The 21,329-nt window shown below is 45.7% G+C and carries 17 protein-coding genes; 5 read left to right on the forward strand and 12 right to left on the reverse strand.

All coding sequences use genetic code 11. From position 1 onward, the window contains the following. The first annotated feature begins 123 nt into the window (after positions 1-123). Positions 124-1,074, forward strand: a complete 951-nt coding sequence (locus tag QUA36_RS17455; protein WP_333458535.1) for a hypothetical protein — start codon at positions 124-126, stop codon at positions 1,072-1,074. Here the strand turns inward: QUA36_RS17455 and QUA36_RS17460 are convergent. From QUA36_RS17460 to QUA36_RS17485, 6 genes are all read right to left on the reverse strand, one after another. Further along, positions 1,052-2,380: a DUF58 domain-containing protein gene (locus tag QUA36_RS17460; RefSeq protein WP_333458536.1), complete on the reverse strand. Its 1,329-nt coding sequence runs from the start codon at positions 2,378-2,380 to the stop codon at positions 1,052-1,054. The two genes, QUA36_RS17455 and QUA36_RS17460, sit on opposite strands and share 23 nt — an antisense overlap. A 12-nt stretch (positions 2,381-2,392) precedes the next feature. After that, on the reverse strand, positions 2,393-2,782 hold the full coding sequence (locus QUA36_RS17465; RefSeq protein ID WP_333458537.1) for a VOC family protein: 390 nt from the start codon (positions 2,780-2,782) through the stop codon (positions 2,393-2,395). Then, positions 2,779-3,078 (reverse strand): helix-hairpin-helix domain-containing protein, encoded by a 300-nt coding sequence (locus tag QUA36_RS17470; protein ID WP_333458538.1) that lies wholly within the window; start codon positions 3,076-3,078, stop codon positions 2,779-2,781. Before QUA36_RS17470 ends, QUA36_RS17465 begins: the two co-directional genes overlap by 4 nt. A gap of 64 nt (positions 3,079-3,142) precedes the next feature. Further along, entirely contained in the window at positions 3,143-3,583 is a 441-nt protein-coding gene (locus tag QUA36_RS17475) for a GNAT family N-acetyltransferase (protein WP_333458539.1), read from the reverse strand. Positions 3,584-3,597: 14 nt separating this feature from the next. Next, positions 3,598-4,548: a MoxR family ATPase gene (locus QUA36_RS17480; protein ID WP_333455988.1), complete on the reverse strand. Its 951-nt coding sequence runs from the start codon at positions 4,546-4,548 to the stop codon at positions 3,598-3,600. Beyond that, positions 4,545-5,762, reverse strand: coding sequence for a DUF4350 domain-containing protein (locus QUA36_RS17485; RefSeq protein ID WP_333458540.1), 1,218 nt, complete (start codon positions 5,760-5,762; stop codon positions 4,545-4,547). Before QUA36_RS17485 ends, QUA36_RS17480 begins: the two co-directional genes overlap by 4 nt. A gap of 775 nt (positions 5,763-6,537) precedes the next feature. Here QUA36_RS17485 and QUA36_RS17490 point away from each other — a divergent pair. Beyond that, positions 6,538-8,403, forward strand: a complete 1,866-nt coding sequence (locus tag QUA36_RS17490) for a Calx-beta domain-containing protein (RefSeq protein ID WP_333458541.1) — start codon at positions 6,538-6,540, stop codon at positions 8,401-8,403. A gap of 460 nt (positions 8,404-8,863) precedes the next feature. Here the strand turns inward: QUA36_RS17490 and QUA36_RS17495 are convergent, their stop codons facing one another. Then, positions 8,864-9,457: a DUF4129 domain-containing protein gene (locus QUA36_RS17495; protein ID WP_333458542.1), complete on the reverse strand. Its 594-nt coding sequence runs from the start codon at positions 9,455-9,457 to the stop codon at positions 8,864-8,866. A 484-nt stretch (positions 9,458-9,941) separates the two neighbouring features. On the opposite strand from QUA36_RS17495, the gene QUA36_RS17500 reads away from it, so the two are divergent. From QUA36_RS17500 to QUA36_RS17510, 3 genes are all read left to right on the forward strand, one after another. Then, complete coding sequence (locus tag QUA36_RS17500) at positions 9,942-11,669, forward strand: diflavin flavoprotein (RefSeq protein ID WP_333458543.1); 1,728 nt, start codon at positions 9,942-9,944, stop codon at positions 11,667-11,669. A 339-nt stretch (positions 11,670-12,008) separates the two neighbouring features. Beyond that, complete coding sequence (locus QUA36_RS17505; protein WP_333452372.1) at positions 12,009-12,638, forward strand: hypothetical protein; 630 nt, start codon at positions 12,009-12,011, stop codon at positions 12,636-12,638. Next, the gene (locus QUA36_RS17510; protein ID WP_333458544.1) at positions 12,631-14,376 is read left to right on the forward strand and encodes a diflavin flavoprotein; all 1,746 of its coding nucleotides are present in this window, start codon (positions 12,631-12,633) and stop codon (positions 14,374-14,376) included. The genes QUA36_RS17505 and QUA36_RS17510 overlap by 8 nt, the downstream gene beginning before the upstream one ends. A 104-nt stretch (positions 14,377-14,480) precedes the next feature. Here QUA36_RS17510 and pgsA read toward each other — a convergent pair whose 3' ends face one another. The 5 genes from pgsA to QUA36_RS17535 form a co-directional block, all read right to left on the reverse strand. Then, the gene (pgsA, locus tag QUA36_RS17515; RefSeq protein ID WP_333458545.1) at positions 14,481-14,999 is read right to left on the reverse strand and encodes a CDP-diacylglycerol--glycerol-3-phosphate 3-phosphatidyltransferase; all 519 of its coding nucleotides are present in this window, start codon (positions 14,997-14,999) and stop codon (positions 14,481-14,483) included. Between the two features lie 67 nt (positions 15,000-15,066). Next, positions 15,067-15,912 carry an ADP-ribosylglycohydrolase family protein gene (locus tag QUA36_RS17520; protein ID WP_333458546.1) on the reverse strand — a complete coding sequence of 282 codons (846 nt, stop codon included), beginning with the start codon at positions 15,910-15,912 and terminating at the stop codon, positions 15,067-15,069. 83 nt (positions 15,913-15,995) lie between these two features. Then, complete coding sequence (locus QUA36_RS17525) at positions 15,996-16,706, reverse strand: sugar transferase (RefSeq protein ID WP_333161060.1); 711 nt, start codon at positions 16,704-16,706, stop codon at positions 15,996-15,998. A gap of 274 nt (positions 16,707-16,980) precedes the next feature. Continuing rightward, a complete protein-coding gene (locus tag QUA36_RS17530) occupies positions 16,981-18,879 on the reverse strand; it encodes a hypothetical protein (protein WP_333458547.1) in 1,899 nt (632 codons plus the stop codon). A 143-nt stretch (positions 18,880-19,022) separates the two neighbouring features. Then, positions 19,023-21,308 (reverse strand): hypothetical protein, encoded by a 2,286-nt coding sequence (locus tag QUA36_RS17535; RefSeq protein ID WP_333458548.1) that lies wholly within the window; start codon positions 21,306-21,308, stop codon positions 19,023-19,025. Positions 21,309-21,329 lie beyond the last annotated feature (21 nt).

Here is a 21,329-nt window from a genome sequence, read left to right on the forward strand (position 1 = left end):
GGTATTTTAAAGTCCCAAAAGCCTTTCGATCCAACTTATTTGCTCGCTACCCCTTGACAGATCAAGACAGTATCTACGAGACCTTGCATTATATAATATCGAGCCACATAATCAATTAAAATCATGACTCTTAGTAACATCCGCTTTCCCGAAGACAATCCTTTTTCTCGAATCAAGGTTCGGCATATATTTGGATGGTTTTTTTTATTAACTATGGGCATTTACTTTCAAATAGTAATGATTGGCTATAGACTGGGGATAAAGTTCGATAGTAAAACACCATTAGATCCATTAGTTAATGAAATATTTGGAACTTATGTATCGATTTTGATCCTGGCATTGTTGTGGCGACAATGCAAGCTAGCGGGAATTGAAATTAAATATCTAGTTGGTAAAGTTCCCGATCGCTACCAATGGTTGTCATTAGTAGGTCTTGCGATCGCTAGCGTGGTTTTTTCAATAGGTGTCTTCCGAATATTTTATTATCCTTTGTCTTTTATTGTACCTTCATTTGTTGAGAAAATACTGATTGATAATAGAAATAGGAGTATTTTAATTACAGGTTCAAAAACCTTTTATCCAGCGCTTTACTACTTAATTTTTGTTATTAACAGTTGTACAGTAAATTGCATATGCAGTGCCTTTATTTTGACAAGTATTCTACTACACAGGTGGGCCGCAAAATGGGGAAATATCCCAGCAATAATAGCTGTTTGTCTGCTGAATATAATTTTTGGTTATAAATATTTTGTATCTATAATTATTTTGATATTAATTTTCACAATTTTATATCTAAAAACCCGCAGCTTACTTGTACTAATAGTTTTTATGGCATTGAGAAATCTTACTTTTACAATTTGGGATTTGTCATATACAACATTTTTTGACAATCAAACAGCAAACATTCTAGATGTTTTTCGATCGCAAATACAGCTAGGTGTCTTGTTTTTTGTTTTGTCAGCCCCTTGGGTAATCGGTTTCATCTATAAAAACTGGTCGGTTCTCAAAGGGCCTTTACCTTACTTGGCGAATGCTGCGGAAGCTGAGAAGATTAAAGCTGATTCCGAGACTTAAGTTGCAGATATCTGTCAACCAATTGCTCGCTAATTTGATTGGCTGGTGCATCCAAAACCAAAACTCCTTTTTGTTTCAACTGTGCAAAAGCTACCTGACGCTGTGCTAGTAAATCTAAAGCGACAGCACGATTATAAGTAGGTGTAATTTCCACGGTGGAAGTGTGAGCGATTTTGTCAACGAGAGGGTCGCGCAAAGTTACGCAAAAAGGCAAATAACGAGGTGTTAAACGCCCTAAAGCCGAAAGCATTTCTGTAGAAGCTGTGACATCGACTAAATCAGTAATTAGCACTACTAATGCACGGCGAGTTTGTTGACTTACTAATTTAGTTACAGCACCAACATAGTCTGGTTCTAACAAAACTGGCTGAATTGGCGCCAGGCGTTCAATTAATTTAGAGTGTTGATGTTGACCGCGTTCCGGGGGTATCCAAGTCGTGATTTCCCGATCGAACACACCGACTCCCACGCGATCGCCCCGATTGAGTCCAGCCAAGGCTAAAGACAGCGCTGCATTCACTCCCCAGTCAAAGCGCTTCAAACCCTGCACTCGCGCGGTCATCAGCCGTCCCCTGTCGAGTAAAATAATCAAAGTTTGCTCTTTTTCTGGTTCTAAAACTCTGATTAAAGGGCGCGATCGCCTCGCAGTAGCTTTCCAATCAATCAAGCGAGGATCGTCACCAATACCATATTCCCGCAGTTCGGCAAATTCAGTTCCCATGCCGAGTTTTCGTAACCCACGCATTGTGCCGCTATTTTCCAATGCTAGCCGAATAGAGAGTTCTTTCAACATCACTAAATCGGGATAAACGGCAACTTTTTCACTAGCAGGTATTTTCCAGTCGTTCCATGCTAAACCCCAGTTTCCCAACTGCCGCACTTGAATGTCTCCCCACTTATATTCTCCGCGATTTGACGGGCGGATTGTATAAGTTAATTCCTCATGGCTGTTAGGATTGAGGTCGGCTTCCAGCATCGGTTGAGAGACATCAAACTCTAGCGGATAGGAGTCGCGCAGGCGAATTTTAGCTGTTTGATTTGCCGTTAGCGCAGCCCTCGGAGAGGATCGCACTGACAGTAAAACCGGATTGTCTCGCCCAATCGAAAGTCTGTGCAACGGATGGCGTGTCACTTCCACCCGATGAGATTTTACGCGCAGTGCGTCGGTAATGGCTAAACCTACAATTAAACAGTCAAATAGCAAAGTGGCGATAATACTTGTCTGCTGATTTACCAGCATAGCCAGCAAAAGGGCGATCGGAATGGCGATCGCTAACAGGAAATAAAGGCGAATAGCAGGAATCATTACAATTTCTGATTAAGATACTGGTGTACACAATTCAACGAGAGTTCCGTCTGGACATCTAACATAGGAAACAATCTGACCCCAAGGTTTTTTGAGAGGTGCTTTTAACTCTAATGCACCTGCTGCGCTCGCTTGTTGATGTGCCATTTCTACTGAATCAGTGGTAAGTGCTATTTCAACCCCTAAAGGTTTATCCGATGAATCAGCCGAAATATAACCATTTGGGAAATTTGACGCGCCTAGAGAATGTGTAGCAAAAGATAAAGTTGTTTCCCCAGTGTCAAGTTCACCATAATCTCCTGATTCATCAATGAACTTCTTTTTGAACCCAAAAGCCATTTCAAAAAAAGTCAATGAACTTAGTACGTCAGCAACGTAAATAATTGTATATCCGAATTTCATTTGCTTTCTTCCTTTACATGATTTGCAAGTAGCTTGCGTCGTTCACCTGTATATCTCCACCAAGGCTTAGCTGGTTCGCCATTGAGGAATCTTTTGACAGAAATGAGAGCGTCAAGTACACATAGATCGTGGCGATGTCCCATGACATTAGCAAGTTCGTGAAAGACTTCTAATGGCGATCGCATTTTAAGTTGATCTGGTTGCTCAATACCAATGCTTCGCAAATCCGCACTCATTGCTTTCCCAATGTTTGGAAGGTCTTCAAGCTTCTTGACTTCGTTTAGAGACTTCTTCATACTTCTGGTGTGGTATTTTTGAACTCAATTCCTACAATACTTGCGTAATAAAGATTTTTTGTCATTAATTCGGTTCCTCCAAACGAAAGGTAAACATAACACAATCGCTCGGTGTTTCTGGATTACCAACAGCCGAATACAGATTCATCGCTGCTGTATTTTCGCGATCGGTAAGCACCCAAGCTTCTGTACAACCAAACTCACAAGCGACCTCAAATACTGCATTCATCAAACGCTTTCCTAAACCTTGCGGACGATGAGTTTCTGCTACGCTAACCTCGTTAACCCACACTTCAGGACGTGCCTTTTCGGGATGAACATAATGAACTGCTGAGACAAAGCCGACAACTCGATCGTCATCGATTGCAACAGCCAGATGGTGGCGCGAGTCTGTCAAAAATTCTTCAGTACGTGGGATATCGATCGAGTTGTCAAAGACATCTGGATCGACATTCTTGAGAATGTCTACATCATTCTGATCCAAAATTTTGATTGCAATGGTCATAGTTATATTTCTGTTTACCTCGGTACAGCAACTTGTTTTAATACCGAAGCAATTACCGCATCAATTTGCAAACCATCTAGCAGCGATTCTGGTTTGAGAATCAGACGGTGACGCAAAAGCGGCAGTGCGATCGCCTTGACATCATCAGGAGTAGTATAATCCCTGCCGGCTAGCCAAGCGTGAGCTTTACTACTTTGCAACCAAGCTACTGCCGATCGCGGAGAAGCACCCAATGCCAAATCGGGATGTTTTCGCGTATTGTGTACCAAAGCTAGCACGTAATCAAGCACTTTCTCTTCTACTTTCACTGTTTGTACTGCTTGACGGGCGCTAATTATTTGCTCTACCGTTGCTAAAGATTTTATCCTAGCTAAATCGAGGCGTTTGGCGCGAAATCCTGCCTCTGCGTTCAGCAACATTTGCTTTTCGGCGGCTGCATCGGGATAATCAACCACAAGTTTAAATAAAAATCGGTCTAACTGAGCTTCTGGTAGCGGGTAAGTGCCTTCAAATTCTAGGGAATTTTGAGTCGCGATCGTCCAAAATAATTCTGGCAGTGCTAAAGTCTCACCGTCTAACGTTACCTGCTGTTCTTCCATTGCTTCTAGCAGTGCTGACTGGGTTTTCGGAGGCGTGCGATTAATTTCATCCGCCAGCAAAACTTCAGTAAAAACTGGCCCTTTTTTCAGGGTAAAACTGTGGCTGTTAAAATCAAAAATATTCGTTCCCAAGATATCCGACGGCAAAATATCCGGCGTTAGTTGAATGCGACGAAAATCTGCTTGAATTAATTGGGCGATCGCTTTTACAAGTAGAGTTTTCCCGGTTCCAGGGACTCCCTCAATAATCACGTGGCCGCCGCTCAAAAGTGCCACTAGCAAGTGCTGTACAGTGGAAGATTGACCCACAACTATTTTGTCTAGGGCTTGGCTGAGGCGTTTAAACATCGAATTTGTTTCGCTCATTTTAGATTTTTCCTGTCAGAGGGGAGATGTTGACGGATCTGCTGCCATTTACCCAACCACGCTAGCAAATCTGAATCGCTGATTCGGCGTTTATGAGAAGGCGAGGGCAGAATTTCTGACAATTCTGCCGCTTTTCGCCCTGTTTGCTCAACCCAAGCATTTGTTAGGGTTTCACTTTCCAGCGATGCCTGTCCCAATAATAATGCTTTTTGCAGTTGTAACTGTTCTTCTTTTCCGATAATTTCTACCGCAAAATCAGTGCTGTTTGCTTTGTGCAAAACACCCGCTAATGCTTGAATGTAAGCTTCGCTATTGTCAACCTGTGGCGCTGATATAGTTACAGGCTGCCCAAACCTGTTCCACCCGGCAAAAATAGCAACGAGTAAAATAATTGTCCCCTGTATCAAAACGGGAAAGAGAGGAGTTTTGGCTAAATAAGTAAATAAATTCCCCTCGTATTCGCGTTCAAGAACTTCTGGATCTTTGTAGCCGTGAATGTATTCGTCTACCCAGACTTTATTGAGGATTTCCGTCGTTCCCTGGCTTTGTGGGTCGATTGAATTTTGGATTAATTTCACTGCTAGAGCCTGCTGGGTACCTTCTATTTCTTGTTCTCCACCTTCTACTTGAGTAACCAGCCCTGCTAAAAATTCATAATTACCTGGAAAATCCTGATAAGCATTAGCAGCTAAATGGGAGGTGCTGGCAAAATAAACTGTACCTTTTCCCACTGTTTTTTTCCAAACTATTGCCCCAAATTGATCATCTAAAACTTGTTTTTTGTCGCTGGGGTATCTCCGCCCCGTGTCAATCTTGATTTCCCCGGCTGAAGCTTGATGCAAGCTACTAAAAGAAGCTGCTGTCACTGGTGCGCGAACGCCCAAAATTACCAAAGTATTGCCCTGTTTTACCCAATTGTTCTCTCGCTCGGAAACAGCTTCTGGTATCAAGCTACTATATATGCGTAAAAGTGTACTTGGCAGTTTTCCATCTTGGTTTTTAGCAAAGTCTTCAAAAGGTTTTTGCCAGCGCTTAACTTCGGTTCCCCGTTTAGACATAAAAGCATACCATGCTCCGTAGCCGTCCGGCGCTCTATTATAGGTAGAACCGCTGTTAATTTTGTTGTTAGCAGGAGCAAATAGCAGGGTAATTATAATTATTGCAGTAATGGCGATCGCTCCCAACAACCATAACCTACGCTTTGACAATTTCATCGCTCGTTAAGTAAGTAAATACAAATAAATATAACATGAGGGGGGGTTTTGAATGAATCAACTCACTCCTTATGTAGAACCCATTTGACATCTTTTAGCGATCGTCAATCACGTTACGGATCAGCAATAAACTTGGTTTTTTACCATCGCATTTTTCAAGGAATCAGATTTAACTTACGCCCTAACCTCAATTTTCAGGAATTCTCAACTGGCTTATGCTTAGACATATAAAAATATAAGTATTTTTACTCATAATTGTCTCGGCTGATTCACTTTTGTCCGCTGAATCACTGAAAGCTGCCTCTTGGGGGCCCGGAATGTGGGATTTAAGCTCTCCTCTACAGATGTGGAAAACCCGCTTTTGACAATACTCCGGACAGTTTTTGAGGCCGAGGCTGAAACCCTCATTCTACCGTTAGCATTTGAGCTCACTGAGAAGGCTGAAACCCGCATTATGCCGTTAGTGATTGAAAACTGTCCGGACTATTGTTTTGAGAGGGCTGAAAAAAAGATCGCAATTTTTCCGGATAAAACTTATTGATGATGAAAGTTAGAGATATCTATGTAAATAGGTGTAAATAGGTGTAAGTATTTACACTCAGCATTCGATCGGGGGCAATAATACCTTCAGATGCTTATTGGGCAAGCATTTTTACTTGATTTACCTGCACGTATGAGGAAATTTTTCTTGCAGTAACCGATCGCTACAAGAAAGCACAACCTCTGGTTTTCAGTCACTTCTAATCCTTAATTACTCATTATCAAAAGAGAAGCTATGGCTACTATCAATGGTTCTTTGGGTCAAAACACTAATTACAGCAGCATCAGTGACCTAATTACACAATGGCCTACTGCCGCCCAGGATCAAGGCATCCAACTGTCTGGGATAGCTTTTGATGGCTTTGAAACGAACTACACTAACCCTACTCCAATCAGCAACCTCACGTTAGCAACGAACGAAACCCCTAAAAGCGGGTTGAGCTACGGCGGTACCGGTGGTATTGGTGTCATAGGCTCTTATAGTGGTTGGTTTACCGATGTCAATAAATTGCGGGCGGAAATCAACTATGACCCCAACACCAATCAATCTCAGGCGCTGAAGGTGAAATGGGCAGATAACAAAGACATCACTAGCGCCACGATCGGCCTGAGTGGATTACTTCCCAAATCAAGTTCTACAGTGAACGATCAAGGCGATGAAGTTGGTTTGCTGCAACTCTTTAATGATGGGGCGCCGGTATCGGCCAGCAATTTTACGATCACTCGCCTCAGCGCTCCTGCCACTCCAAAACCGCTCGGTGTGTCTTCAGATGGAGTGACTTTCACTGGCGATAGTATTGATGGCAATTTCACATTCCAGATAGTAGGAGACTCTCTCACCGGCGCTACTTTTGACGAACTGCGGTTCTCCGCCAAAGGCTACACGAACCCCACCGCTGCCTACCTCAGCACCTCCCCCAAAAGCGATAGTTCCGACTACCTAGTGCGGAGTATTCAATATCAAGGCATTGATGTGACGCCGACGCCGACGCCAACTCCGACGCCAACTCCGGCGACAACTCCAAGTATCTTCCAGTTCCAGCAACCAAATTACACAGTGGCTGAAGGGGGCGTGGCGACGATTAACGTTACTCGCACCGGTGGCACGGAGGCTGCATCGATTAACTACGCTACTCTTGACGGTTCGGCAAGTTCAGCAGGCACTGCAGCGGATTACACTAGCGCGACAGGGGCGTTGAATTTTGCTGCGGGGGTAACTACCGCTAGTTTCACCGTGACGGCTTTGACTGATTCGATTTTGGAATCATCGCCGGAATCGGTGAATTTGGTGCTCTTCGGTGGCAATGTCGGCAGTAGTCCGTCAATTTTGACGATTAATGATGTGGCGCCTGGGACGATGGTAACTCCGACGCCAACTCCAACTCCACCAACATCAACAGCAACCCAGTTTGTTTTTAGTGCGGCTACTTTCAGCACTCAGGAATCATCTGGCTTTGCTACGGTGACAGTCAATCGCATCGGCCCCAATACGGGGACTGCAACGATTAGCTACAGTACTCTTGACGGCACCGCCCTATCAACTGGAACTGCGGTTGATTATTCCTCTAGTGCTGGTGTACTCAACTTTGGCCCTGGGGAAACTTCCAAGACGTTCAGCATCTTTGTCAATCCTGATACTGTGCCTGAAATGACTGAGACTGTTAACCTATTTCTCAACAACGGCCCCGTCGGCACTCCGTCAACAGCAAGACTAGACATTATTGACGGTAGCAGCAGTGCATCTGGCAATATCTTCCAGTATAGTGCGTCTAATTACGGCACGATCGCCACTCAGGGGGGCGGCACAACGGTTACAGTTACCCGCTCAAGCGGCTTAGGTGCAGCATCAATTGATTATATTATTCTGGCGGGTACTCCAGGCAGCGGCCCTGCACCTGTATTTGGTACCGACTACCTGCTTAGCCCGGGCGACTCCACTGGCGGCACGTTGTCCTTCGCCGACGGCCAACTCAGCCAAACCTTTACTCTTCAAGACAACCCATTTAGTACCAATAATGGGACTGTGCGCTTAGGTCTTACTAACCCCACTGCGGGCTACAATTTCGGCAGTACAGCGGCAACAAGTATCACTCTCATCTAAGGCTGTTAGTAGGGCGAGCAATCCTTGCTCTACTAATATGTCCCGCAAGTAGTTAAATGCTTTTTATCAGTCTGGCTCCTCACTACAGCTTTTTTCAAGAAAGTGAGGTACGCGGGTAAAATCTTCGCTGTGTGACAGTCACTGGCCCCGACAGCTAATGGGATTCACCTACAGGGCTGATTGTGGGTGGCCTCGACCAGAATCCCATTGCTGGTGCTAGTTTCGTGGCTTTCAACCCATTTGCTACTCCGGTCTGATAAAATCATTTCAAGGTCGTACTCTTAGATGCTGCTCGCGTTATTCGAGTACGACCTTGAACTCTTGTATATTGAAAGAAGTAGATGGCGATTTGCCATTGGGTGGGGGTTTTTGAGATTGTCGGTTTGTGGTAATTATTGTTTGTAAAAACCCGCCCATAAAATTATCGATTCGATATTATTGTTTTTTTGCGTTTACCTACTTAATCCTTAATTTGTTGATAAGCTTGCTGACACTGTTCAAAGATTGAGGCGTCAGCTTCCGTATTCCCAAAATATAGTTGCTCATGTATTCTTATCAAAGTTTCGTAAGGCACTGGCTGGGGTAATTGCTGGATTAATTGCAAATATTCCCCATCAGTGCGACTGGGTTGGTAAACCACGGTTCCCGCATCATTTAACCGCTGCAACACCGCCATGTAAAGACAGCGGCAAGCTTGGCGGTATTTCCCTTGTTTCTGCAACTTTTGCGATCGCAACAACCACTCTGCTACCGACAAATCTTTAATTGTTTTTTTCGCAATTCCATCAGTTGTTTGATTCTTCTTTTTGAAATTATGAATATAAAAACGTAACAGTTGCCCAATCTGCCAACTCGCCCAGACTGCAAGCAATGCTAAGATTAACCAAAAGGCGGCTTTAGCGATCGCCCCCAAGATGGGGGAATCAAACCAAGATGGCAATTTGACATTTGGTATATTTTGGGCTGTTTTTAGTTCCCACCACTCCTGCAATCGTTGTTGCGACTGTCCTAATTGCCAACCCAAATTAGTTTTCTCAAAGGAACTTTCAGACATAGCTTTAAATCAATGAGTAAATTTTTGATTGCGGATTGGAAGTTTTTTTCTTTTATCATTATCCCCACATCGCCGACTTCTTAAAGAAATCGGGGATAAGAGAAAGAGAGCGCGATCGCATATGACGTTTGATTAGGTTGACTTAAATGCGGAGTTATTGTCTCTAATCCAAATCGCCGCGCGATCGAGAATCGCATTTGACTGATAGTGTTCTAAAGAGGCGATTACCCAACCGATACAACTCAGTTTTATTACCACAGAGATAAGTTTATTGTCAACTGTTTATAGACCCAAAATTGATTTCATTGAATTTTCCTTCTTCATCAAATCCGTTACATCCCGTACAGTGCTTTGTTGCCGAACTGCCTTACGCCATAAATTTTGGGATACTTAACAGCCTCATAAGAAATTTTATAAAGATTTACAAAAGAAACGTGTCAGAATGGAAACAATAAGGTAATGGGTAAAAGACAAGGAGGCACTGATGGTAGCGCTGACTGAACGAGTCCAACGCAGATTGACGGTGGAAAAAGTCGAAATTGCCTCTGATACAACGGCAATTCGATGCCTGGACTGGGAGAGAGACCGCTTTGACATCGAATTCGGACTCAAAAACGGTACAACTTACAACTCATTCATCATTCGCGGTGAAAAAACAGCCCTCGTCGATACCTCGCACGAGAAGTTTCGCCAGCAATACATGGAAACTCTGACGGGGGAAATTGACCCCAAACAGATTGACTATCTAATTATCAGCCACACCGAACCAGACCACAGCGGTTTAGTCAAAGACGTGCTGGCGCTGGCACCCCAAGCGATTGTCGTGGGGGCGAAAGTAGCCATTCAATTTTTAGAAAACCTTGTACACCAACCATTTGAGCGATTGGTAGTCAAAAACGGGGACAAACTAGATTTAGGAAACGGCCACATAATCGAATTCGTATCGGCGCCAAACTTGCACTGGCCTGATACTATTTTCAGCTACGACAGCAAAACTCAAGTGCTGTTCACCTGCGATGCTTTCGGGATGCACTACTGTACCGACAGCACCTTCGATGACGATTTAGCAGCAGTTGAGGAAGATTACCACTTTTATTATGAGTGTTTGATGGCTCCCAATGCTCGATCGGTACTCGCTGCGATGAAGCGGATGGCAGAATTGGGAGAAATTGGTACAGTTGCGACCGGTCACGGGCCGCTGCTGCGGCACAATGTGGTGGAACTTACCGGACGCTACAAAAAGTGGAGCCAAGCGCAAGCTAAGGCAGAAACCACTGTAGCGGTATTTTACACTTCCGACTACGGATTTAGCGATCGACTCAGCCAAGCGATCGCCCACGGTATCACCAAAACTGGTGTCGCTGTGGAAATGATGGATTTGAGAATCGCCGACTTGCAAGAAGTTGCGGAACTTGTCGGTAATGGTGCCGGTATCGTGATTTGTTCGCCGCCGAGTAGTGGTACTGCTGCTGCGAATGCCGAAGCTGCTATCAACACAATTTTAGTTGCAGCTAACAACAAACAATCTTTCGGTTTGTGCGAATCCGGCGGTGGCGATGACGCATCGGTTTACCCGCTGCGAAACAAGTTCAAAGAGTTGGGTTTAAAAGAAGCATTTCCCAACATTTTGATTAAAGATACGCCGACAGAAGCGATTTATCAACTTTGCGACGAAGCCGGCACCGACTTGGGACAGTGGCTGACGCGGGACAAGGCTGTCAAACAGATGAAATCCCTCGACAGCGACCTCGATAAAGCTTTGGGACGGATCAGCGGCGGACTGTACATCATCACCGCCCAAAAAGGCGATGTTAGCGGTGCGATGCTAGCTTCTTGGGTGACGCAAGCCAGCTTTAAACCCCTGGGTTTAACAATAGCAGTTGCCAAGGATCGGGCGATCGAATCGATGATGCACGCAGGAGATAAATTTGTTCTCAACGTGCTGGAAGAAGGCAATTATCAAACCTTGATGAGGCACTTTTTAAAGCGTTTTGCTCCTGGTGCCGATCGATTTGCGGGAGTTAAAACTCAACCAGCAACCAACGGTTCTCCCATTCTGACAGATTCTTTGGCGTACATGGAATGCGAAGTAGTCAGCCGGATGGAACTTTCGGATCATCATATCGTATATGCGATCGTCGATAACGGCCGCGTATCCAATCCCGATGCGCTGCCTGCAGTTCACCACCGCAAAGTGGGAAATCACTATTAGGATGTCAGTTGACGGTTGACTGTTGTCAGTTGACTGTTAGCTGTTGGCAGTTGTCAGGAGCAAAAGGGAAATTCAACGATATATTGATTGACTGTCTGAGTCAATACACCCCAAACGTATTAGTAAGGTGCGTCAGCAGATGTTTTATTCGACTTCATCATCGACTATCTACTGACGCACCCTACAATTACAGTCCAGGGGGCAACTGGCTAGGCAAAAACTCTCAACTTTGGGTGCTTGTGGCGCACCTTACCGGGTTCTGGGTGTTGGGTGCGCCACAAGCAGCAAACCGGGCAAACCGTTGTTATTTAGACTCCATTTTAACTAGGAGAATTGCCAATGCCTGCCAATCTTTTAGAAGACCGAGATTACACAATTATTATTGCCAGAAGCGATGCCAGCAGAGACACCCAACATCCTTGGTACCAGGAGTGGGTAGAAGCACAGGCATCTCTGATCGACCTCGCAAAAAAATGTCAGCAATTTGACAGCGACGGCATCACCCTTTACGAAGCTTGTAGTCCTATGTGGGAGTATAAAAATTCAAATGTTGCGCGGTTAGCGGAAATTTTGCAACGACAAAATACGGAACCGAATTCAGCAAAACCCACTGAAATTAATTTGGAAGAAGCCCTAAAAGCAACTTTTAGCGATTATTTCGCAAGCAAACCAAATCCCAAAGGGAAGAAAGGAGCAATAATTGTTGCAGTCCTCGATCAAAAACCAGAAAATACCGCTGCTGTTGCCGAAATTATTGTAAGTGCGGCAAATAAAATAGATAAAGATGAAGAAATTGGAGTCAGCTTTATCCAAATTGGGGACGATTTGAAAACCAGGGAATTTTTGACTGATCTGGATACCAATTTACAGGGTAGAGGTGCAAGGTTTGATATTGTAGATACCAAGTTTTGGCACGAAATCAAAAGAAGTTCTGTAGTTCAGTTTCTCATAGGTGCAATTAATGACTAACACTTTGACTCCTAGACTCGCATCGGATGCCAAACCCCGCGACGTGCAGTTTATCCCGATCGCACTCGATACTTTTATTGTGCGATCGCGCACTTGGGACAGACTCAAATTTGAAGTCGAGTATTCGCTGCAAAAGGGTACGACAGCAAATAGCTATATTATTCAAGCTGACAAAACTGCTTTGTTCGACCCGCCGGGGGAATCTTTTACTCAAAATTACCTGGAATATTTGCAGCAACGGGTGGACTTGACAAAGCTGGATTACATAATTTTGGGGCATTTCAATGCTAACAGATCAGTAACAATTAAAGCTCTGTTAGACTTAGCTCCTCAAGTAGCTTTGGTTTGCACGAATCCCGCCGCAATTAGTTTGCGGGCCGCTTTTTCCGATCAAGAATTAAACATTATGATCGTTCGGGGAGAAGAAACTCTCAATTTAGGAAAAGGTCACGCCTTAAAATTCATCGCGACTCCGACTCCTCGCTGGCCAGATCAACTTTGCACCTACGATCCGCAAACTCGAATTGTGTTCACTGACAAACTATTTGGAGCTCACGTTTGCGGCGACCAAGTATTCGATGAAGGGTGGAGCGTTTACAGCGAAGATCGGCGCTATTATTACGATTCCCTGCACGCATCTCAGGCCAAACAAGTGTTGACCGCAATGGATAAATTCGCCGATTTACCAGCAGCATTTTATGCTCCCGGTCACGGCCCGATCGTCCGTTACGGCCTCAATGAACTGAGCAATTTGTATCGGGAATGGAGCCAGCAACAAAATTCAAAAGACTTGACAGTTGCTTTGATTTATGCTTCGGCTTACGGAAATACGGCTACTTTAGCGCAGGCGATCGCCAAAGGAATTACTAAAGCCGGCGTTGCGGTGGAAAGTATCAACTGCGAATTTGCTGAACCGGGAGAAATTCAAGAGGCGATCGAAAAATGCGCGGGATTTATCATTGGAACTCCCACCCTAGCAGGACACGCTCCGACGCAAATTCAAACTGCTTTGGGAATTGTTTTATCTACCGCAACTAAGAGCAAATTAGCGGGGGTTTTCGGTTCTTTTGGCTGGAGCGGAGAGGCGATCGACTTAGTGGAAAATAAGCTGAAAGATGCTGGCTATCGAATTGGATTTGAGCCGATTCGAGCCAAATTTAAGCCGACGGCGGCAACGATTCACGAGTGCAAAGAAGCGGGAACGGATTTTGCTCAAGCTTTGATTCGATCGCAAAAATTGCGGGCACCGAAACCGCAGTTAGCAGCGGGTAGCGATCGCACTGAACAAGCCGTAGGGAGACTCGTCGGTTCGCTGTGCGTACTCTCGGCGAAGCGCGGGGATGTTAGCAGTGCGATGCTGGCTTCGTGGGTGTCGCAAGCAACGTTTAATCCGCCCGGTGTGACGATTGCGGTGGCGAAAGATCGATCGATCGAAGGTTTGATGTACGCCGGAGATAAATTTGTGCTCAATATCTTAGCAGAAGGGCGACAGTTGCGGAAGTATTTCATGAAAAACTTTGCTCCGGGAGAAGACAGATTTGCCGGAGTCGAAACAATGGAAGCTAGCAACGGCTGTCCGGTTTTGACTGAGGCTCTAGCTTATCTCGAATGCGAAGTGATAAGTCGGATGGAATGCGGCGATCACTGGGTAGTTTATGCCGCGGTTGAAAACGGTCATTTGCTGAAAAATGACGGAGTGACAGCCGTGCACTACCGGAAATCTGGGAGTCATTATTAAACTACAGCTAGGACACGGCAATGCCGTGTCCCTCCAAATACATCGAAGTTTTTATCTGCGTTAATCCGCGCTCATCTGCCCTCATCTGCGGTTTAAAAACCGACTTACTTGTCCTCAGCAGTCTTTTCCGGCCACAGATAAATAGCGCCAGAAATCAAAGTTAAAGCCACAGAAACCCAAAAAGCAATTAATATGGGAAAATTCCACGCTTCAGACAGAGGAGCAATTAAAAGTGCGATCGCCACAATCTGACTTACCGTCTTCAACTTCCCCCAAATATTAGCTCCCGAAATCGTAGTTTTATTAACACGCCACCCCGCAATTGTCAACTCCCGACCAAAAATCAAAAACACTCCCCAAGCCGGGATTTTCCCCAACTCAATCAATACCAAAAGCGGCGCGAGAACCAACAATTTATCCACCAAAGGATCGAGAAACTTACCCAAATCCGTAATTTGATTCAGCTTCCTAGCCAAATAGCCGTCCAGCCAATCAGTAGCCGCAGCTACCACAAAAATTGCGGTGCAAATCCAGCGGCTTTGCGCGCTTGGGTCGTACAAACCGTAGAGCAGAAAAGGCACTCCCAGTAAGCGAGAAAACGTAATCAAATTAGGCAAATTCATAATAGCAAGAAGTTCGGCAACGCGCAGTGTAAGGGATTTAACGGATGTAACAGATATCAGGAAGAAATCAGAAGTAGCTCCTGCAATTGATTAACTGTCGATCCAGTTCTATGATATAATCTCGGCCGTAAGATTGATTTTCTAATCCTTGTACCAGATTTTCTGGCAGGTCTTGGGCAATTTCACTGCTACAGGAACCAGCAGCTAAAGCAATAGTTGCTACTGTATCCACATCTCCCGAAAAGGCAATGCAATCTTGGAGCAGTTTGCTCATACTATCATTTCGCATGACAGCAGTAATAGCTGCTCTCACACAGACCAAACCTTTAACGCTGACTTGTCCTTGCCAAGGTATTGACCACTCACCAGGTACGTGCTTTTCTAGAAAATTTCCCAAATTCTTCTTTAAACCTAGCTGATAAATAAAGTAATGGGACATCAAAGCCGCTGCTATAGCTGCTTTAATGCCATCAGGGGTATTGTGAGTAATTGCAGCTTGAACGGTAGCATTTTCAATGACTTTTTCAATAGTAGGAAAAATGCCAATGGGGCCTGCTCGCATCGCCGATCCGCTTTTATCGCTAGCGGAGTGAATTTTTTCTAAGAATTCTTGTCCGTCTTGAACTTGTAGCAAAAAATTGTAAAATTTGCCAGCATAACCAAATCGCCGTGAGCGCTGAAAAGCTGCAACAAATTTGCTGGCTAGAAGTTCCGGTGTCCAAGGTTCTCGGCTGACGATCGCTTCTGCGACTGCTAAACTCATCTGCGTATCGTCTGTGTAACATCCAGGCTGGATGTCGTGACGGGGATGCTTTATGTAACCGTTGAGATTGTTGTACAATTCGATCGTCTGCTGGTCAACAAATTCAAAACCAGCACCGTAAGCGTCACCAATCGCTAATTCTATTAACATATATTTAATCCGTTTCCAACTATTTCATCCCCTGTTTTTTCCTAAAATTTAAAATCCAAAAACAACCCAAAACAGCAAGTCTATTAACACGCACCGTTTTTACTGAACACGACCCCAATTGTTTTGCAAATCAGAGTGATGTCGTAGACAACAGACCACTTGCCCTGATAGGCGAGATCCATCTGCACAATATCGTTAAAGTCTTTAACTCCAGACCGTCCGTGGACTTGCCACTCCCCAGTCAGCCCGGGTTTTACATTTAAACGTTGCCAGTGAAAATCGTCATAGGCAGCAACTTCATCAGGAGTGGGCGGTCGAGTTCCCACCAAACTCATGTCACCGACTAACACGTTCCAGAATTGAGGCAACTCATCCAAACTCGTGCACCGCAAGAAGCGGCCGACGCGAGTAATTCGCGGGTCATTTTCATTCTTAAAAATGTGACCCTTGGCTTGGTTGTTAACTAAATGTTTGAGATTTTCTGCATCGACAACCATCGATCGAAATTTCCACATTCTGAAATGTCGCCCTTGGAAGCTGCAGCGGACTTGACTGTACAGCAGCGGGCCTCGATCGTCCAACAGCATAGCCACTGCCACCGGCACCGCCACCACTGCAGCAATTGCCAGTCCCAGCAGCGAGCCCAAAATATCGATCGCCCGCTTTACCTTGCTCGTTACCGATCGGTGATGCTGTTGTTTTGATACACAGACTTTGTAAGTAAATACTTGAAAAAATAAGGACAGGATCTCTGATAATGATGATTTCGACGAGGCACCCATCGGAAATTTCATATGATTTGTCTCAACTTTAACGATCTCTTACCTCCATCTTATTAGCCATCCCAAATCTGCAGAACCTGAAATGCTTAGCTTTGCACAATCTTTAAAAACCAATCACACTTTTATAAAGTTTCTATGTATTTTTTATAAAAAAGTATAAAGTGTATGTAAAGTTACGTAAATTTACAGAAAAAAGTTAGTCCTGGACACAAAAAAACCTGGTTTCGACTAGGACTCTTCCCGGAAGACAGGGAGGATTCTACTGAGAAACCGGGTTTTTTGCCGTTTAGCGATAAATATCGGTGCGAACATCCCAAGCAAGTGTTAGCGGCTCTAACAATTTTTGCTGGCTGCTAGAGGCGAGTTTGCCTAAATATTCACGAACAACAGAGGCGTGTTCCAGATTCAAACGATAACCCCGTGAGACATCTTCAAAGAAAAGTGGCTCGGCCAAAATTACTTCCCAATCGGGATTTTGCCTTGACTCCTCGGCCAACAGCATGAAATCTTCCTCCGCAGGCACAAGTCCCGCCGGCAAATTTCCTTCCAAAATCCGCAGAATCCGGGGTTCGCAGGTACGGGTATTCACGCCCTGGCGTTCCAACAACTGCAAAATTTCCTGAAAGCTCAGAGTTTCCTGGCCCAAAACCTGCATTAATTCCCACAGCAGAAAAAAGTCGCTGTACTGCTGCTGCGACACATCCAAAATTTGAGGATAGAGAGCCAAACTCGCTAAGCCGCAGGCAACTCGACCAATTTTTTGGGGAAAATTTGTACTTGGAGATACAGAATTTAATCCAGAATTGTCAATCTCAAAAATATCTTGATCGACCTGCAATTCCTGGTCTTGAACCACGATCGCATTCGGCAGCTTCTGTCGCAACCAGCGGGCGATCGCAGGCCAAGCACCCATACCCCCCGCACAAATCGCCTGATTAATCCCCGCCGGCGACATTCCCGCGCGGCTAAGCAAAGCATTCAATTCACGGTTCAACTGCTGCACAAAAGGCACTAAAACCAGACTTTCCAAATCTTTGCGCTTCACATCCCAATGCTGCTGGCCAATATCCAAAGCAAAACTTTTTTCATGCTGCAAAATAAATTTTATTTGCCTTGCCGCCTCTAACAATTGCAAACCAAAAGCAGAACCTTGTAACCGCTGCTGCAATTGATAGCGACTCGCCAAATCTGGATGGCCAGGACGTGGCAAATCGATCGACATTCCCCAAGTTTCATTTTTAGCCAACAACTGACAGATAATATCCTGATCGAAAGCATCGCCAGCAAAAGCAAAACTATGGCAAGTAAAATCAGCACGAGTTAAATCTTGAAGATTGGACGGCAACTCAACTAAAGCTAATTCCACCGTCGCCGCCCCAGCATTCAAAATCAAAGTTCCCCCGCTAAAAGACGAAGCATTCAGCGGTGCAGCTTCTTCACCGCCCTTAGCAGAATCCACGGCTGACGACTCGACTTCCATGCCATTTTTCACAGGATTTACAGCAGCAAGCAAAGTCGCGATCGCATCTTCCACCACAAAAATTTGCGAACCAGAAGGCACCAGAGACGCGCCCAAAACAGCCTCCCGCAGATTAAACATATAAACATCAGACCAGCCGGCCGGAGTCCCCAAAATTACACCCTGCAAGTCTAAAAGCGCCGCATCAAGAGTTTCTGGCGTCAGTCCCGAAGCCCTACAAATTAAATTAGAAACTGGCAATCCTGCAAAATTCGCCATTGGTGCAGAATCCAAAATTTCCCCTGATTCGGCAAATTTTTGCCCCTGCTTCCTCGGATTCAAAGTAGCCAGCAGTGCCCGCACACCTTGCAGCGGCAAGGCGATCGAAAAAGCCTGCAAGGGATCCCACTGCAACAGCGGTTCGTACATCCCAGCAGCCTCCCGCTGATAAGGAATGCCCACCTTTAAAGGCAATTTAAAATTTTCCAGTAAAAATTCTCCAGCAGGCAAAGCCTGGGGTCGGAATCCCACCGACTTGACTGTCACCTCTGACCTTGGGCTTCCTGGGGCTGTTTGGGCCAGCACCGCAGCCGAGGGAATCCGATAACTGGCGTCTGCTGCCCAAGCCTCAGCCTGCGAAGCTTCCCAGTAAATCGGGTGCAACTGGCCACTGGTACGATCGAGCAAAGCCGCAGACAGCCCACTGGAACCGAAATCAATGCCCAAATACCAGCTAGAATTCAGGCGTTCTGGGGATGGGGCGATCGCACCTGCTGCAGAATGCCCAGCCGAGTCTTGCTGCTGTGTCCCGGCAAACTCCCTAAAATCAGTTTTCTCCTCAACAACTCCTGCTTTACTCTCTGTCGAAATCAGGTTTTTTTTTTACTTTCTGGAGGAGTCGATCGCACTTCGTTGGTTTCGGCAGTTTCTGGAGGGGGAGAATCAGTCAAAGGTCGCTCAGTCTCGGTCAAACTAGCCAAAATCTCGTCTAGCGTCAAATTCGATTCGTCTTCCTCAGCAAACAAATCATCCTCAAGTTCGTCTTCCAAAACAAAAGGTTCATCATCAGAGGAGAGTTCCAACACATCGGAGAACAAATCCTCCAGCGTGCCGAGTTCTTCCTCTGCCGCCTCCGCAAAGGGATTGTTTGCAATGCCTTCGGGGGAACTCGCCGATAAATCCAAGCTGTTAGCGACTGAGAAATTCGATCGCCCGAAGCTAGTATTTTCCAATCCCTCCAGATTGTAGAGGTCCGCCTCCAAAAGTTCCAGAGTATTATTGTCCAAATTTAGAGCTCGATCGAGGTCATCTTCTAATACCTCGACCGGCAGCAAATCCTCGTCCGGCGAAGCTTGGATGTACCCATCATCGAGCCGCTGCGAGGATGAGTCGAACTCGCCAGTTTGAACGTCACCGGCACTCGGCACACGGGACTCGGCACTGGGGCGGTTTGGGCTAATTTCTGCAGGCGTTCTCACCGGCAAAGCTGCTGATTGAGGCACAGTAGCGCCGAACTGCTCGCCTTGGTTTTGAGCCGTTTCTAGAGTTTCTCGATCGTCCGCGTCAAGTTGCACCTCGGCGGTTGAGGCTGGTGGTTCTGAAACTTGAGGTATTGTTGATACTTGCGGTTCAAATAAATCGGCACTATCTAAAGTTAGAGGCTCTACAGAATTCCCCATTACAAAGTCTGAATCTTCATCTACTAAAATCTCTTCCAGAGATTCGCCTTCCTCTAGCAGATTTACAAACAAATCTTCGGTCATTTTTAGCGATTCGGCAGTTTCCTGATCCGTCGCAGCTTGATATTCTACGCCTTCACTTTTTGTCTCAATTACAGTGTTTTCTACCGGGAAACTTTCGATTTGTAATTCTACTTCAGGAACAGCTTCCCCCGCAAACAAACTTGCATACAAATCCTCAATCTCTTCTTCGGTTTCTGTTAATTTATCCTCCGAGTCACCGCCAGTAAATCGAGTTGTATTTCGAGATGTTTCGGGTGTAGAACCCAACAAATTATCTTCCAACTCCGGGAGCAAAATTGGGGATTGAATGCGATCGCGATCGCGCCTCAACTGTCTGAATTGCGGAGAAATTTCTGTACCGGCGTAGGGAAATCTGTCTTGTTCTCCGAATTCGCCGGTGCGAATTTCCTGCACCGAGTCTCCTGTCTGAGTCTCTGCAGTATTTGAAGGGGCGGGAGCGACAGAAGAGCGATCGGCTGCGGTTGGGGTGACGGTTTCGTTTGCTAAATCGATCGGTTGTTGAACGTAGGAAGACGCTTCTCGCCCCAACTGTGAGGCCAAGTGGTTGACCAAAGCCGCGAACATCGCCTCGCTCTGCTGGCTCAAACCGTACATATTTTCGAGTTCTTGTCTCAAGGAAGCTTGATAGCTTTGCAGATTTGCTTGCAAAGCCTCGAACACGGTACCCATCCTAGAATCGAGGCTCATCAGCAGACTGTCAGCATGAGATTGGAACAGTTGCATTTGCTCCAACCTCTGAGCCGGCGTCAGCAGCGGGTGCTCTTCTGAGGTTTGTGGGTTAAGTGTTACGTCAATAGCCGATTGTTCATCAGGCCCACTGCCCAAAGAGTAAGGTGCTGCGCTGCTTTGCAATAACTGATTTTCTAGGGAACTTAGAATTTGGGAGAAATCGCTAGTCAAGGTTTCTTCCAAGCGGGCAGTCAGTACCTGCAAGAATTCACCAATGATTTGCTGTTGGTTGGCTTGTTGCTGAGCTAGGGATTGTTGCTGCTGCCGTTTTGCTTCTAGCTGTTTGATTTCTTGAATTAGAGCTTGCTGCTCTTGCCGCAGAGCTTCTATGTCTTCTTGGAGCGGCCCTGTCAGGCTGGAACGCAGGTGGCTGATTTCTCCGGTTACGGCAAGCATGATTTGCTCTGCGGCTGAGGGGCCAGGGGCGGGCAGAGGCACTTTGGGTACTGGAACTGGTTGCGGGCGGACATTTGGGCGGGCGGGGGCCTTTGGGGCCGTTAGCTTTGAGTCTGAGGAAACCAGATAAGCGCGAACTCGCTCTAAAAGTTGGCGCTGGTGGACAGTATCAATCGAACCCGTCCAAGGCAAGCGGGGTGCGGGCTTGCTGAGTACCTCGTCTATCTCAGCAATCAGTGCTTGAATTTTGTACTTCTGAGAATTCAAGGGCGGAACCTCTGGGAATGC

Source organism: Microcoleus sp. Pol10D4, from assembly GCF_036701555.1.
GTDB lineage: Bacteria > Cyanobacteriota > Cyanobacteriia > Cyanobacteriales > Microcoleaceae > Microcoleus.

Coding starts and splice junctions, on each gene's coding strand:
- QUA36_RS17500 (WP_333458543.1), top strand. CDS start 9,942: ATGGTAGCGCTGACTGAACGAGTCCAACGCAGATTGACGGTGGAAAAA.
- QUA36_RS17475 (WP_333458539.1), bottom strand. CDS start 3,583: ATGACCATTGCAATCAAAATTTTGGATCAGAATGATGTAGACATTCTC.
- QUA36_RS17470 (WP_333458538.1), bottom strand. CDS start 3,078: ATGAAGAAGTCTCTAAACGAAGTCAAGAAGCTTGAAGACCTTCCAAAC.
- QUA36_RS17495 (WP_333458542.1), bottom strand. CDS start 9,457: ATGTCTGAAAGTTCCTTTGAGAAAACTAATTTGGGTTGGCAATTAGGA.
- QUA36_RS17460 (WP_333458536.1), bottom strand. CDS start 2,380: ATGATTCCTGCTATTCGCCTTTATTTCCTGTTAGCGATCGCCATTCCG.
- QUA36_RS17485 (WP_333458540.1), bottom strand. CDS start 5,762: ATGAAATTGTCAAAGCGTAGGTTATGGTTGTTGGGAGCGATCGCCATT.
- QUA36_RS17510 (WP_333458544.1), top strand. CDS start 12,631: ATGACTAACACTTTGACTCCTAGACTCGCATCGGATGCCAAACCCCGC.
- QUA36_RS17480 (WP_333455988.1), bottom strand. CDS start 4,548: ATGAGCGAAACAAATTCGATGTTTAAACGCCTCAGCCAAGCCCTAGAC.
- QUA36_RS17490 (WP_333458541.1), top strand. CDS start 6,538: ATGGCTACTATCAATGGTTCTTTGGGTCAAAACACTAATTACAGCAGC.
- QUA36_RS17505 (WP_333452372.1), top strand. CDS start 12,009: ATGCCTGCCAATCTTTTAGAAGACCGAGATTACACAATTATTATTGCC.
- QUA36_RS17525 (WP_333161060.1), bottom strand. CDS start 16,706: ATGAAATTTCCGATGGGTGCCTCGTCGAAATCATCATTATCAGAGATC.
- QUA36_RS17520 (WP_333458546.1), bottom strand. CDS start 15,912: ATGTTAATAGAATTAGCGATTGGTGACGCTTACGGTGCTGGTTTTGAA.
- QUA36_RS17465 (WP_333458537.1), bottom strand. CDS start 2,782: ATGAAATTCGGATATACAATTATTTACGTTGCTGACGTACTAAGTTCA.
- pgsA (WP_333458545.1), bottom strand. CDS start 14,999: ATGAATTTGCCTAATTTGATTACGTTTTCTCGCTTACTGGGAGTGCCT.
- QUA36_RS17455 (WP_333458535.1), top strand. CDS start 124: ATGACTCTTAGTAACATCCGCTTTCCCGAAGACAATCCTTTTTCTCGA.